A 14,565-nucleotide genomic window follows, 5' to 3' on the forward strand; every position below is an offset into this window, starting at 1 on the left:
ACGGGAGGCAAATAAGGCGGTGTGCGCGGGTTATCTGGCTGGTTTTTTTGGTGAGCGAAATACCCATGAGTTACCGGGTGTTAGATTGGAGAGTGACCTACCCAACAGAAACGGCATGTAACTCGCCGTTTTGATCGTCAAAAAGGGATCAGCTGGTTGCACGGAGCACGTGTTTTTCCTGGGCGCACGGCAGTGACAAGCTGTCAGTTGACCTCGGTTGGTGCCGTAGGACGCAAATCTGCATCACCGCTATGCGGATTTTTCCGCAATAGGCAAAAATTATTTACTACAAATCATAATAAAAACAGATTTTTACATATTTAATTAAAGTTGCGGAAAAAAATACCGATAAGAGATTTACAAGGTGCGCAGCAGATAGATAAAGCCAAATCCAAAACCTGGAGAAATCATGCGAAACAAACTGAAAACCGGCTTATTCGTCTACGAAGCAGCTGTCTTAGCAGCTTACATGGTGCTTCGCCCCTTGCGCCAGGAAGTCGCAAATGTCGTTCGTCGCAATGCCAGCGCGTCAAACTGATACAAGTCAAAACCAAAAGATACCCAGGGCATTTACGCTTGCTTTGTGAAAAACATTGCGATCAATGACTCTTGCCGCAGACTTCGTCTGATACTGTCATCACCTCGATCAGATTAAGGACTTAAGCCCGATGGTTAGTCAGCTCGCAAACAAATCGACAGTAATGATTATTTGTTTGTCTACACTCGGATGCGGGCTAGGCCAAAAGAAGACTCAGACCTCGCTGCAGGAAGCCCGCAAACCTTTGCAGCTCGTGTCGTTCTATAAAGGCGTTGCAGGCCAAGAGGAATTTCTGAGCAGCTCGACTCTGGACGAGGCTTTTGAAGCTATAGAAACAGCAGAACCCGGTAGAGTCGGCAATCTCAATTACGCGAGATTAGACGATATTGAGTCGGGATCTCCATGGGACAAATTAGCCAAGGTGCGCGCTCCCAGCTACGCGAGTGCGCTTGGCATGCTTCGGGACCATCAAGTCACCTGGCCTGTACTCATCTCGGTGAGCCTGATTGACGGCTATCTCAAAGTGCAAAACGACAAATGGTACGCCGCCTTGGAGCTGGCTCTTGATAAGAGGTTGCCTGACCCCCAACTCAACTTTGGACGCGGCAAGATTTCCGAACTTCTACTAGCCGACATGGCCAGTGCGCAGTTGGTTACGCCGCGGTTGACTCAGGAACTGAATAAACACCGTGACTCGGTGACTGCTTCGATGGCGAAGCTTAAGGGCCTATGGCAGCAAGAACCTTTTCAGTTTAAGCCTCTGTCGTTTTACTCAGATAATGAGCGACTGCAACGGATCTGGACTAGTGATCGCTACCTTCTTAATAACGTGATAATCGAATCCGGTGACGAGATTTTGCGCTTTAACAAGTGGTGGAAGGGCAGCAGCGGCCAAGGCAAGGCAGCACTTATCAGTATGCGGGCCATCTTCGCCAAGGTCACCAACCAGATTGATCCAGCACTGTTCGGCGATGGTGGATTCGCCGAGATTGTGAATCAGAAGCGCCACGACTATCAGTGTGACGACCGCCCATGCGGCTATTTTTGGGCACCTTCGAGCCCAGGAGTGCTAGAGCGACTCCCTGCTGGCGAACGCGATCAGTACGACATCGTAGCTAAGTCGCAACCCCTGATTGACGATATCGTCAAACCGATCAAAGACGGGCGACTTACACTCAAACCGACAGCCGAGGACGGGTTCTTCATCTACCAGCGCTACGCCCTTGAACCTCTACTTAGACGCGATGGCCTAGCTGAATCGACCATTCTCACGGTTGACGAAAAAATGCAGGAAGTCTGGACTGAAGTCTACAAAGCGGGAACCGCCAAGGCTCTGGAGACACATCAGAAGGTGATCGATACGGGCGGGGTTGTGATAGTGTCGGCGCCAGCAAAGCCGGAATACGAACACCTCATTCTGGAGCCCTTACCAACCGCCTACAAAAGGTACGCACAGGGCTATAGTATGCTGCTTGGATACGTTAAAACTCTAACGGCTGCATTCGTCGCCGAGTGGACTCCCGGCGGTAGGCCCATCACCGAGGTCCTCGAAAAACTCGAAAGCCAGATGTTTGGGCTCTACCTGGTATCGATTCGACAACTTGGTCTCCAAGTTGACGCCGATGTGGCTACCCGCATCGCCGAACTCGGAGAAGCCAAACTATTAGCTGTAGCACGCGCATTTCTTGCTAATCTTAAAAACGAGCCAGCAATGGCTGCTGATCAGAGATTCATGGCCGTACAGGGACGCCCCGGCGCACCCAAAGTTCGACAGTGCGGAAGAAAGGACGCCGTGTTCTGGACTACTCTTGGGATCGAGGCCATACCCGTACAGGTGAGCGGACAAATTACGCCACGCAGCGCCGGCTCTATAAAGAAATCGAACTGGCCCGGAAGTCCACACAGAAAGTTCACTAAAGACATGGTGGTGCTTGTCGACCACTTCGCCGAGATCGAAGCATGTGTTAACGCCCCGTTGACCCGTAGCGAGTGGCGTCAACTGCTGCAGAATTCCGATAATCTTATTGACGCAGTCAAGAACCTTAAACGCAATTATTGACCAGAAAAATCATACCGGAGCATGCTCTCCAGAGCGTATAAGTATTGGAAGGTAGTACTTCTTCAAGTAACTATTTACAGGGAGGTAACAGTGCATATGAAACTACGTCAAATTGCAGCAGCCGCAGTCGCTTCTTTAACCCTTAGCTCAGCAGTCCTTGCTGACACCGAGAACGCTGAACACGCCGGCGCAAAGATTCGTAAAGTGGTCGTTGATGCGTGTCTAGCTCAGTTCCCAGATCACCCTTTTGGCAGTGACCAGGTCAACCCGCGACTATTAGCGCCCACCATCAACGTGATCAATCGCACCAGTGTGTTGCTCGATGACACCAAGACCGATGCTCCAGAGCTAGTGATTATAGCTGGAACCATAAATATTTTTGGCACTGCTGAATTTAAATTACTGAACCCCAACGCCTGGTACTGCATTCCAGCTAATTTAGCTATTTTTGGCACCACAACTATCGACATCCACCAAAACGCTCACCTAGCTCAAGTCAACGTACCAGTTGGCTCGACGGTGACTGTGCGTAAGGTCGACGACGAAGGTAAGCCCGTGGGTCCCGGCGGAGAATTGTAATACAGCAGTTCGCACCTACCAGTATCGTCACCGATGTGACACTCATGCAGGCCTCACAAACGTGGAGGCCTGCTTCCACGCTACCGCATCCTGATGCAAACGCTCCCAGCTATTCCATACCGTAGAGAGTGCAGACAATTTCACGCCTATGGCTAGTAGCACGATGCTCGCAGAGGTAGATCCCCTGCCACGTGCCTAGGAGCAGTTGGCCGTTTGCGACTGGAATCTGGAGCGATACGCCCATCAGCGAGGCCTTAACATGAGCCGGCATATCGTCGCTGCCCTCAGCATCATGCTCGTATGGCAGAGACTCTGGGACTACGTGATCCAAGGCCATGGTGAGATCGCGGCGCACATCAGGATCAGCATTCTCGTTGATCGTTAGCGAGGCCGAGGTATGGCGGAGAAAGAGATGCAGAAATCCAACTTTGATCCGACTGAGATCTGGGCATGCCTTCACTATCTGATCGGTGATCAGCATCGCTGAACTGGCTTTACTCGTGACCACTAACTGCGCCTGATACATCGACATTCCACATTCCTCAGTGGTTTTGCGCTATTACCCACCAGACCGTTATAACACTCTGATTCTATGACTTAATGTAACCAAGCAAAGCTCTTGTATACGCTTGAATACGGAATCTTGTCGCCAAGTATCCTGACGCGTGCCCTTTCTACCGACAAGTGATCATACCACGCGGTGATATTTCAACGCGGTGATATTTCAACGCGGTGATATTTCAACGCGGTGACACTTCAACTCGGCCACCGCCCTAAAATTGGAGAGGTTTAGTCGTGAGGAAACAACAACCAAAAGTCAGGCAAAATGCGGGACTAGGACTACTTATAGGCGCCACGATGGTGCAGTCAGCATGTGGCGGATACAAAAAAGGCCCCAGCAAATCTGCCGAAGCCGAACCAACACCAACCCTGGCGCTCTATGCTGACTGCAATGATATGCAGGCCGATATTCGTAGCTTATTAGAGATGCAAAGAATCAACGAAAAAGAACAAGAAGATTATTACTACGGGCAAACTTACACAAGAAGAGTTAATGCGGCGCCTAAAGCAATGGCACCTACCGCCGCGTTTTCTGCCGACAATGGCGGCGCCGTCAGCACCTCAGTAAACAAAGACTCAGTTACGAACACCGAGTCCGCGGCAGGAGCAACTAATGTCCAAGAGCGCGGCGTCGATGAAAGTGACTACGTCAAAATTGGTGCTGCGCATATTTATGTGCATCGCGGTAGCGTCGTTAAAGTCACTGACCGAGCGACACTTAAGGAACTTGGTGAGATCTCGGTATCAGGTCTCACTCACATCACGTTATACGCTGAGGACCATCGCCTGACGGTTATTGGTCTCAATCAGGCAAACCGCACGGTGGTGAGACTATACAATGGCGCGCCGGGAGCTGTACCGACCGTCGCCAAAGAACATTCATTCCGCGGCGATTATCTAGACACCAGGCTACTAGAGGGCCAATTAATCACAGTATTCCGTAGCGACCTACCCATGCGCACTGAGGTGGCGTCGCGATCCTCGAACGCGCAGGATCAAGCTGAACTATCGCTGACCCCCGTGACCTTAGATGAGGGATCGCAATCAGTAGATGGTGTCGGGTGTTCCGCCATTGCCAAGCCCATCATTCGTGATGTGGACCTACGCATGTCTAGAGTGGCCACTATCAATACCCTCAACGTGGAAAAGGCCGTGCAACAAATCGCTGCCGTGGGTGGCGGTGACATGATCTACATGACCACGAGGAACATCTATCTCGTCAAGCAAAACCGCGTTTGGTGGCCATGGATAGCCCCCGTTACAGCGCTTCCGTTCTCGCAGTCGCGTAAAAATAGCCTCGCCACCCTGTGGGAACAGCGTCGCAACAGTGAATTTCTCTACCTCACGAAAGTCTCTATCACCCGCGACGGCCAACTTGTCACCACGGCTACGGGACGTGTAGAGGGACGGGTCAAGGATCAGTGGGCATTTAAGGAGCTGGCGCAAGATAATCTCCTCTCCGTCGCCACCACAACTGGACAGATTGCGGCAGAAGGGGCCCAAAAGGCACTGAACCACCTTTATGTCCTTGAACAACAAGGCACCGAGCTTAAGGATGCCGCACCTGTCCAACATTTCGCCCCGGGCGAGGACATCCGCTCGGTGAGACACGTGGGTGCCGTTGCATATATCGTTACCTTCAAAAAGACAGACCCACTCTTTGCCTTTGATCTTAGCCAACCGCGTAGCCCCAAAATCCTCGGCGAACTTAAGATCCCCGGCTTCTCGACCTACATGCACCCGCTTGCCGATGGTCGCCTCTTAGGCGTCGGCTTTGACGCTATTGACCAGGGCAATTTCGCCTTCTTTGACGGGATTCAAGTATCTCTCTTTGATACTAAAGACCCACGCAATATGGCGCGCCTTGATAATCATATCCTCGGCCAGCGCGGCTCTGGCTCCGACGTTACCGGCGATCATCACGCCTTCTATTACGATGCCGCAGCTAAGCTTATCGGTATTCCGGTGGTCACTGTTGGTGAGGAGGGCAATCAAGCCATACGTTTAGGAAGAGTCTCGGGTTCCAATGTCGACTTTGCTGGTGCCGTACTTTATCGCTTCGAAGGTGACAAAATTAATGAGGTCACGCGCATCTCGCACAACGACCTCATGCCGCAAAACTGCCGCACACTCCTCTCCGGTAATTCTTGGTGGCAGAACAAGTACCGCTCACTCGATATCAACCGCATGTTTACTCTCGATGGACGGCTCGTCTCCATATCACGCTTTGGGATCAAGGCCCATGACCTCAACGCTCCAGATAAAGTGACGACTTCTATGGTATTCTCGGGCAATAATACGCAGGCATGCGCAGATGAATTCGATCCAGACAACTTTGGCTCGGTATCACCCGGACGGCGATTTGATTAAGATTCACCGAAAATTCTGAATCTCACCCACCGGCATTCATTGCGGTGGGTGATTTTTTGCTAGTTAAAAAAGACCACCGGTGCTACTAGGGCATCCATCTTGATCAGATTGATATCACCTATGGGTTCACCGATGTAATGCTCTTGCAGGGTATTGCCACGCTCGATCTCAGGCAAAAGGTCTGGGGGAGCATCCCAAAGGATCAACGGCCGTAGCGGCGATGGCGCGGCTGTACCTAATCGCCAGATACGGCCAAGTTTGGATGACCAAACGAGATTGCGTCGCTTAAACGACTCATCTGAGGACAAAAACACACCGCTCGAGGCCATAAGCCTCTGTGCCTTAGTAACGATCACAGGAAATAAGTCCTGGAGGTATTCTCTAGCATGAAATACGATCAGAAGGTCTTCATGTTGATCATCTCTAACTAAATGACCGTGAAATAAATCGGTAGGGCTGAGCTGGATATCGCTAAAACGCACAACGATTTCACCGAATAACTGCAGCAAAAACTGGTTCACGAGTACACTAGGAGCTCGTGGGCCAATGTTACCGCCAGATGCCCAATCCTTGAGACCCGGCGGAACCTCCAGTTCCCGCGTGTTTCTGATTAGGGCGTCTCGATAGCCGTAATAGCGCATGAACATTGTCGCTGTTAGTTCAGTAGGCAATGACGGCGCTGCTATCGTGTCCACAAACTGACACACGCGTGTCTCCGACTTCTCCGACTTTGCGGTGGGGCCACAGCGTCTCAGTTCCTCGTACATGCGCGTAGCCTCGGAACCGTCGTCACGAGTTCCATATGCGCGCGCCCGACTAAGTTGCCCGTCCCGACCACAGCCCAAAACCATTAGCAGCAACGACATTGCCAAGCTTACTTCGCACACGAAATTGCCTCGACCAAAGGCCATCCAAACCTCCCCAGAACCCAACCTTCCGCCTCCATAGCACACAAATTACGAGTATTTCTCAACTTATTCCCAAAAGAACAAAATACCTAAGGAGCTCAGGTTGTTGCTGCAACCTGCCGATCTCACTCCGGGGCCATGCAGGCTTTGCAGTCGTCAAAAACTTCAGGGATGAGTCAAGACTAGTGCCACTACCGTTGAGATCAAAACTAAACAATCCTCAACCGAGACCACTCCTCCGTGTCATCAACGGGCTCATACTTTTTTGCTATACCTTAAGCAACGCTCACACCTCACTTGCGCAGTCATCGCGTCAAGAAATGACCGATGCTTACGCCACGCAGCTCAAGACGGGCCGCAGTATTTTTTCCACCACGCCCATCTATCATATTGTCCCCGAGGAAAACACAATCACCTTCGCCTCCGCCATCAACTACACTGATGTGCTGATCGCGCCCAAAGGTTACAACGCAGCCGACGGCGCTAGCAATCTCCCAACGTCACTCTCCTACGACGGCTGGTCAGGAGCACCCTACGTCGGATTCTCAGGAAATCATTTTGGGCTGGGATTTACGGCATCCAACGGCTACGTTACCTCTGAGTACCGTGCCGGATCATCGACAGATGAGAGCATCGCTAGATTTAGCGGCGTGGGTTTTTTCGGCTATTATTCGACGACCCTGAGTGTCCTCCCCAAATCCTTTGTCTTCTCTCTCTTTGCCGGTGGCACCACTCTCAGCGCCTTGCACGAGGAATCCAATGCATTCGTTAATATTAAATACCGTTATGGCGTCACTACATATACCAGCGGCCTCAACATCGGCATCCATCTCGCCAAACGTTTTACCTGGATTCCGTGGATCGATTACTCGACCAATAGGGTCGGAACCCCAGAATTTGACGGTAGAACATCAACATCGAGCAATGACGAACTAGAAGAGAGTATCGATCTCTACTGGCGCAGCACGCCAAGCCTCCGATACGGCATAGACTTTGCCGTCGAAGTGTGGGGTCTCGATATCCACTTTGGAGGAATTCTAGGAGCACTAGGTAACATCACCAATGTCACGAGACGCATCGAGGACAATTCCAATCAAATGAGCTTCTCGATCAGCATGAAGGGTGGCTAAGTCTGCAAGTCCTCAAATGATCACTTCGCGAACACTGCAAAAAACCCGAGCAGAAATCCCGATTCGCTAAACCAATGATTTTCGCTGGTTGGGTTGCAGATAAAACGGCATTTATCTTGCACAGCGGCCAAATGGCCCAGTACAACCACATACGAAACGAGAGAGACTTCACTATGGCTCACCCAAGAATCATTGGGGCAATGTGTCTGGTTTCCGCATGCGGCTTAGGAACAAAATCAGGGGTTCTTTCAGAGGACAGTAGCGGATACGAATTTGAAGACGTAGAAATTGCAATGACTGAACCCGTCACCGAGAGTCAATTAAATGCCTTGCGCGGAATCAGTGTAAGGCAGTTCTATGCAGATTTGCTGAAAAGCACCACCGATCATACCGTACAAATCGGCGATCAAAAATTCACTGGCATTCGTTCCGCGCTCGAGGCAGCTGAACCATATTTTAATAAACTAGACCAGTCATACGAAAGCTGGGCTGCTTTTGCAGCGTCCAAATTTGATTTCAAGACAGCGCCTTCGCGCCAGGTGACACGCGACACGTTCTCGAATCTTGGGCGTAATTTTGCCAATCACACAGGATCATTTGCCAAACTAAAAAAGCCACCGTCCATAAAAACAAAAATCAACAAAGCCGCTGAGGATCCTCAATTACAGCTCGCCGACGGGTCTACAGCCAATAAAAATCTTGCCGCATTGGCAGCTATATCGCTGGCGATGCGCCATGCCGGTGCTTCCGGCCTAGCGCTGTCAGCCAACAGGGAGTCGACCAACAGTATGAATGAGACAGAGTGCAAAAACGTCATGGACTTTTCGGCAGTTTCCCGGATTGACAGTCCAATCCCCGGCACTAATCGCCTCAATATTTGTTCTGGAACTTTTTATAAAGGCGATAAAAAATTTGATTATTTGGTCACTGCCGCTCACTGCACTGAGAACCCATTAAGCGAACATCTAATAAAGCACCCTAATGGCACCATGGTGAAAGGCATCGTCGTCAGAAATGCTCCTAAGCCTGGTAATGATCCCAAACCCGTTGACGCTCCCACGATGGAATCAACTGATATTTCGATCATTGCCTTTCCGGCTGGCACAGCACGCGGCTATATGAGGATTACTGAGGCAAGGGCTAATGTAGGTCAAAAGGTCACCGTGGCTGGATTTGGCTCAAAAACACAAAACTCCACCGTTCCGATCGATGGATCTTTCGGCTGCGGCAATAATACGGTTGCCGAAAATAGTGAGCAGCAAGGCGTCATTAAACTTTTTGGAGAACGAACTGCCATTAGCCCAAGCGCGCCCCGCGGTGAACAAAGCATTGCAGGCAAAGGTGACTCAGGTGGTCCCATTATTCGCATCAATGCAGATGGCATACCTGAGGTAGTAGGCATCACCTCAACTGGGACCCAACATGGAAGGCTGATGCCATCAAGCCCGGGTTATTCCAAACATACGGATGTCACCTCCAAATGGAGTGCTCCTTTTATACGTGGCCGATCTACCTTGGATATCTCAGATTTCCCTGTCTGCACCAACGGCTCCGACCAAGGTAACGGATTTGGTGTGCAGCCCGGGATCGGCGGTATCGATAATAAGACCTGCCGTGTGCCCACCCCGTCTGGCGGACCGGCTAAACCCGATACCCAGGAAGTGCCATCCAAGCCGACCCAAGCGACTGTCGCGGGTGCGTAGGCAGCACGCCGCACACTTAAATCCTAGGGACATTCTGTGCTATTCAGGCCGACACCAATACCGTGATCAACAGCCGCCGCATGAATAGCGCAGACGTTATTCCCTTTATTTAACTTGCGGTCCACATTGATTAGCTCGCTATAAACGTCGTCAAAATTGGTGCCACGATCAAGATACTTCAGAGTAGCCATTACCAACTTAACCATTCCGGATCGTCCGAGCGATGTGCTCCGCGTCAGATCCCATAGCATACCAGACAGCGCTTGAGATTTGCGGTGAGCAGGTTCTTTGCTTTTGCTTTCGTCGTTCACATATTTAATCTCACCTGACCGAAGACACGTATTTTCGACCGTACACTGCGTGCCACCTGAGTCGGTACAAATAGTCTCACCGAGGCAGGCGTCACCTGTTTTTGCGAACACAAAAAAGTCGGCAAGACCCTCGTGCACTGCTATGAGATCTCTCTCCGTTGCCTTGGGTATGGGTAAGTAACGCGTCACGATGTGATGAGAAAGCTCATGAGCAATCACATCAAAATCAGTAGTCAGATTCTCGAGTATTGGAGGTCCACCAGCGATTTGCAGCACGTCAGGCACTAGGATCACCGGACCACCGGCCCCACTGTTGCTGGACGGGTTCATATATACCGGGCCACTGGCACGCTGCGTGGCATCGAAAGTTCGCCGTAATTCCACTTGAGTTTGCGACCAATGAGCCGATTTATCGTAGCCAAGAAACCACTGCATCATGTCGTTGGCATGCACGAATAAGGTACTTTCGAAGAACCGATCGTCAGTTTTTGGAAACTGGAACACACCCTGGTTGCTGTAGGCTTTCTGTACCCCGTCCGTATCAGCAATCAGGTAGTCGTTACAGAGGAAGCCAGACGGCTGCATACCCTCGACCACAATCTCTTCAATCGGTTGACGGGCATTTTGGCGGTAAGTGAAAATCTTTGCCGACGCATGTAACATCTGAGCACCGAGCTCTAACACAGAGTCTCCCTGCACAAGCGCTTGATATGGTATCCCACCGACAGAAAAATTGACCTCTGCAGCAGGGTTCAGTTTGTTACCAACGGAGTACCAACATTGTTCCACCTGTCCAAGAGTGAGTTCGCCCGCGCCATTAACAGCGTTTGCCTTTAAGCCAGACATGATCTGAACCCTTAGCCTATTTTGGTCCAGATTAGGCATCGGAGCACTCGCGATTTGCGGTCCCTTTGGTATCCGACCCTTAATGCGCGTATCGCCATCGCCCCAGTGTATAGTCGCATGAAATTGCGAAGAACATAGAGGATAAGTGTCGCTGACAAACTCGATCGGGACATGGCCAGAATCAATCTCCGCTCGCGCCTGGTAGGAAGCAGCAACCCTCGTACTAATCCCCGGCGGTAGGCGTTCTTCCAATGTCTCAACAACGTCCCGTGGGACTAGGGTACCTAAGTGATCAGCAGCGTCTGTGAGTGCTAGCAGCGTCGAGGCGCGATAGGGGCGGACTTGGCAGGTTGTCTTGCCATTCAGACCTAGGACGCCACCTTGGTTCGGCGACTCCGAACTGCTTTTATTGAAGCTACCGCAGGACGCGGCCATAGCACTGACAAAGACCAGACTGACCACGGTGGAACGATGCCTAGTCCTGCCTGGTTTAGCGATATTCAGATGTAAAAAACGGCGTAAAACCATGATATCGCTATCGGCAAAAAAACGAGAAAACTTTAGAGAAAATGAGCACTTCCCTCAAATTTATCTGTCCGTCACTGTTTCTGTTGACGGTTAGTCCATAGGTAACAGATGTTTAGGTGCGACGGTACCGACTGACGAGTTGAAACAAGCCCTTAGCCAACATTGACTTGACAATCCTCCAAATAAAATAAGAAATACCGGCTGTTAAACCGGCGTCACAGTTAAACACCTGGCTTTTCAGGGACTCTCCCATCGGTACTCTGCCTCCATTCAACATTTCCACTGCTAGGTGCACCAGCTGCCGCCTACTAAAACACCACTGTTTATGTACGGTGTCACCGAAATTAGAACTCACAACACGCGTTGAAGTCATCATGCATGCGGGGGAGTGGCCACGCAGCAGTAACACCGGACGTCTCGCGACGCTGACTCTTGCGAATGCCGGGATACGCCTTCAGGGTAGTCGCGACTACCCGCTCGAGACAGATGATTTACTGGCACGCCAAGGGTCTCTGCTCACGCTGTTTCCAGGATGCGGTGCTAAGCCTCTCACGCCGGCATTTATTGCCACGCTGCCGCGGCCCTTCACACTGATTGTTCCTGACGGCAACTGGGGACAGACCAAGAGCATGATGCGCCGGTTGTCATTTATGCGTCAGACTATCCCAGTGGAGTTGCCAGGTCCACGCCTATGCCTTAATCGCCCGCGACGTAATATTTTTGCCGATCGGATGAGCACTTTCGAGGCAATCGCCCAAGCCATTGGTTGTCTCGAAGATCCCGCTGCTGAGGATTATCTGCTCGACTTTTTCGCAGAATTTGTACGCCGCTTCCAACAGATGCGCGGCAAGAGTAGCGAGCTAAATCCTGCTTAGTTACTTGCACCTAAATTTAACCCTGATCCGGTATTGCTCGCCGAGATAGGCATCACCAGATTGGCCAGCTACGGTTGCTATACCTGAAGCGGCACGTAAACCCTTTGAGGGCATGAATATCGCGCCAGCTGTACCGCCGACTTTAGCAGCATTAGCGAGGCGCTTTTGACGCAGATATTCCTTTTCGCCGCCCTCGCCAACAAATGCCGTTGATTCCGAAACGATGAACGGTAACTTATCGAACTCGTCGCAGTAACACTCGGCCTGTGCCCGAGCACTACGGTAGGCAACCTCGCGCTCTTCGCCTTTAGTCACCACGAGGTGAACGCCGGTGGTTGAAGGCCTTACGTCGTCGTGGTGGGCACATGCTCCGATGACCAAAAACATGAGGGCCAAGGCACTATGCGAGCCTAAATTAGACTTCTGTAGCCACATGACTGGTTCCTCTTATAACTACATTCTTAAGGCGACCGATCTCTACGGCCGAGATCAAAAAGTCCGATTAACATGCGCTATCGGCATTTTTCGCCTAAAACTTGAGAATTTATTAAAAAAGGATTTAATCATGACAACTTACCACGCCTTAACCTACTCAGAACTGTAACCCTGCCTCACCCCATCAGCATCCGCACCAGCTTAACCCTATCCTTATACGGTGGGTATTTTAGTGGGAGATCAAGCATGAACGGTGTTTTCACCATCGCTTTTTGATGAGAAAAAGTCAGAAAGCTGTGATGCCCATGGTAACGCCCCATCCCACTTGGGCCTTTACCACCAAACGGCAAATGAGCCGTACCCACGTGCACCAAGGTGTTATTAATGCAGCCACCACCAAAACTAAGTTCATTGACGACGCGGTCTTGAATTTCTTTACGATTGGAAAAAACATAACATGCAAGTGGATTAGGCCGCTGATTAACAATCGCAAACGCCTCATCCAAACTCTCGTATTCCATCACAGGTAGGACTGGACCAAAGATCTCATCCTCCATCACTTTGTCGCTCAACTTCACACCGTCGATGATGGTCGGCGCGATGTAGAGCTGCTCACGGTTGTGGTCACCGCCAAGCACTACGTTACCCTCGATCAAAGCGACGAGACGATCGAAGTGGCGCTGATTGATGATCCGCCCATAATCAGGAGACGACTGCGGCGCCTCGCCATAAAACTGCCTAACTGCCGCTTTCATCTCAGATAGGAGTTCATTTTTAATCGCTTTAGGCACCAGCAGATAATCGGGTGCAACGCAGGTTTGGCCGCAGTTAAAGAACTTGCCCCACACAACGCGCTTCGCCGTAATCTTGATGTTAGTGTCGGCGTCGATGATGCAGGGGCTCTTACCGCCTAGTTCTAAGGTCACTGGAGTCAAATGCTCAGCGGCTGCGCGCATCACTACCCTGCCAACAGGAATACTGCCGGTAAAGAAAATATGATCGAAGCGCTGCTCGAGCAGATGCGTTGTTTCCTCAACTCCGCCTTGGATCACAGCACAGAATTCTGGACTATACGTCTTTTCGATCAGCCTCGTAATCACACTAGCAGTCTCGGTGGCAAGCTCAGACGGCTTCAGCACGCTGCAATTTCCTGCTGCTATGGCACCAATCAACGGCGCGAGCAGCAGTTGAAAGGGATAATTCCAAGGAGCAATGATGAGCACAACGCCCAATGGTTGAGGATATACGGTACTAAATGAAGGTTGGTATACCAAAGGAGTCGGCACGCTCTGCGGCTGAACCCAGGTGGCAAGGTTCGCGCTGATGAGATCGATCTCTTCGTAGACAATACCAACCTCGCTGCTGTAAGCCTCAAACGGCCCCTTGCCCAAGTCTTTCTTAAGGGCAGCACAAATTTCGCCCTCCATCGATTTAATGGCAGTGCGCAGCTTTTTTAGTTGCTCGGTCCTGAAGTCGAGGCTGCGCGTCTTGCCGCTAGCAAAATAGTCACGCTGCGCTGCCATGGTGCCAGGAAGATCAAGTTTACTCATTGGAGTCATCCTTACGGCGTTTAACAGGAGGATACAGAGCTACTTTAAACACTGAGGGCCGCAGGGTGATTTGTCAACCAACTGAATATATTGATTTTTGTATAATAAATTATAAAATTATTGACATTTTAATAATATTCAATTAAAAGTATTAATGATGACGTCATGGTCA

Annotated in this window: 11 protein-coding genes; 6 read left to right on the forward strand and 5 right to left on the reverse strand. The window is 50.8% G+C overall.

What is annotated here, in order from left to right; translation table 11 throughout:
• Positions 1-713: 713 nt before the first annotated feature.
• Both FJ146_11135 and FJ146_11140 read left to right on the forward strand, forming a co-directional pair.
• On the forward strand, positions 714-2,597 hold the full coding sequence (locus FJ146_11135; GenBank protein ID MBM4252516.1) for a hypothetical protein: 1,884 nt from the start codon (positions 714-716) through the stop codon (positions 2,595-2,597).
• A gap of 96 nt (positions 2,598-2,693) precedes the next feature.
• Positions 2,694-3,176 (forward strand): hypothetical protein, encoded by a 483-nt coding sequence (locus FJ146_11140; protein ID MBM4252517.1) that lies wholly within the window; start codon positions 2,694-2,696, stop codon positions 3,174-3,176.
• A gap of 109 nt (positions 3,177-3,285) precedes the next feature.
• On the opposite strand, the gene FJ146_11145 is transcribed toward FJ146_11140, so the two are convergent.
• The gene (locus tag FJ146_11145; GenBank protein MBM4252518.1) at positions 3,286-3,708 is read right to left on the reverse strand and encodes a YjbQ family protein; all 423 of its coding nucleotides are present in this window, start codon (positions 3,706-3,708) and stop codon (positions 3,286-3,288) included.
• Positions 3,709-3,971: 263 nt separating this feature from the next.
• On the opposite strand from FJ146_11145, the gene FJ146_11150 reads away from it, so the two are divergent.
• A complete protein-coding gene (locus tag FJ146_11150) occupies positions 3,972-6,107 on the forward strand; it encodes a hypothetical protein (protein ID MBM4252519.1) in 2,136 nt (711 codons plus the stop codon).
• 59 nt (positions 6,108-6,166) lie between these two features.
• Here FJ146_11150 and FJ146_11155 read toward each other — a convergent pair whose 3' ends face one another.
• Positions 6,167-7,018, reverse strand: a complete 852-nt coding sequence (locus FJ146_11155) for a hypothetical protein (protein MBM4252520.1) — start codon at positions 7,016-7,018, stop codon at positions 6,167-6,169.
• Between the two features lie 317 nt (positions 7,019-7,335).
• Between FJ146_11155 and FJ146_11160 the strand changes: the two genes are divergently transcribed.
• Positions 7,336-8,145, forward strand: coding sequence for a hypothetical protein (locus FJ146_11160; protein ID MBM4252521.1), 810 nt, complete (start codon positions 7,336-7,338; stop codon positions 8,143-8,145).
• Positions 8,146-8,219: 74 nt separating this feature from the next.
• Positions 8,220-9,848: a S1 family peptidase gene (locus tag FJ146_11165; GenBank protein MBM4252522.1), complete on the forward strand. Its 1,629-nt coding sequence runs from the start codon at positions 8,220-8,222 to the stop codon at positions 9,846-9,848.
• Between the two features lie 23 nt (positions 9,849-9,871).
• On the opposite strand, the gene FJ146_11170 is transcribed toward FJ146_11165, so the two are convergent.
• Complete coding sequence (locus FJ146_11170) at positions 9,872-11,533, reverse strand: hypothetical protein (GenBank protein MBM4252523.1); 1,662 nt, start codon at positions 11,531-11,533, stop codon at positions 9,872-9,874.
• Positions 11,534-11,727: 194 nt separating this feature from the next.
• Between FJ146_11170 and FJ146_11175 the strand changes: the two genes are divergently transcribed.
• Positions 11,728-12,408: a DTW domain-containing protein gene (locus FJ146_11175; GenBank protein ID MBM4252524.1), complete on the forward strand. Its 681-nt coding sequence runs from the start codon at positions 11,728-11,730 to the stop codon at positions 12,406-12,408.
• Here FJ146_11175 and FJ146_11180 read toward each other — a convergent pair whose 3' ends face one another.
• Together FJ146_11180 and FJ146_11185 are read right to left on the reverse strand one after the other, a co-directional pair.
• Positions 12,409-12,843 carry a hypothetical protein gene (locus tag FJ146_11180; GenBank protein ID MBM4252525.1) on the reverse strand — a complete coding sequence of 145 codons (435 nt, stop codon included), beginning with the start codon at positions 12,841-12,843 and terminating at the stop codon, positions 12,409-12,411.
• Between the two features lie 176 nt (positions 12,844-13,019).
• A complete protein-coding gene (locus FJ146_11185) occupies positions 13,020-14,402 on the reverse strand; it encodes an aldehyde dehydrogenase (protein MBM4252526.1) in 1,383 nt (460 codons plus the stop codon).
• Between the last annotated feature and the right edge of the window lie 163 nt (positions 14,403-14,565).

The sequence above is a fragment of the Deltaproteobacteria bacterium genome (genome assembly GCA_016874735.1).
Classification (GTDB): Bacteria; Bdellovibrionota_B; Oligoflexia; order Oligoflexales; family CAIYRB01; genus CAIYRB01.

Excerpts from the sequence above, each read along its gene's own strand:
- FJ146_11180 (MBM4252525.1), bottom strand. The coding sequence starts at position 12,843 with ATGTGGCTACAGAAGTCTAATTTAGGCTCGCATAGTGCCTTGGCCCTC.
- FJ146_11165 (MBM4252522.1), top strand. The coding sequence starts at position 8,220 with ATGATTTTCGCTGGTTGGGTTGCAGATAAAACGGCATTTATCTTGCAC.
- FJ146_11185 (MBM4252526.1), bottom strand. The coding sequence starts at position 14,402 with ATGACTCCAATGAGTAAACTTGATCTTCCTGGCACCATGGCAGCGCAG.
- FJ146_11170 (MBM4252523.1), bottom strand. The coding sequence starts at position 11,533 with ATGGTTTTACGCCGTTTTTTACATCTGAATATCGCTAAACCAGGCAGG.
- FJ146_11145 (MBM4252518.1), bottom strand. The coding sequence starts at position 3,708 with ATGTCGATGTATCAGGCGCAGTTAGTGGTCACGAGTAAAGCCAGTTCA.
- FJ146_11155 (MBM4252520.1), bottom strand. The coding sequence starts at position 7,018 with ATGGCCTTTGGTCGAGGCAATTTCGTGTGCGAAGTAAGCTTGGCAATG.
- FJ146_11140 (MBM4252517.1), top strand. The coding sequence starts at position 2,694 with ATGAAACTACGTCAAATTGCAGCAGCCGCAGTCGCTTCTTTAACCCTT.
- FJ146_11160 (MBM4252521.1), top strand. The coding sequence starts at position 7,336 with ATGACCGATGCTTACGCCACGCAGCTCAAGACGGGCCGCAGTATTTTT.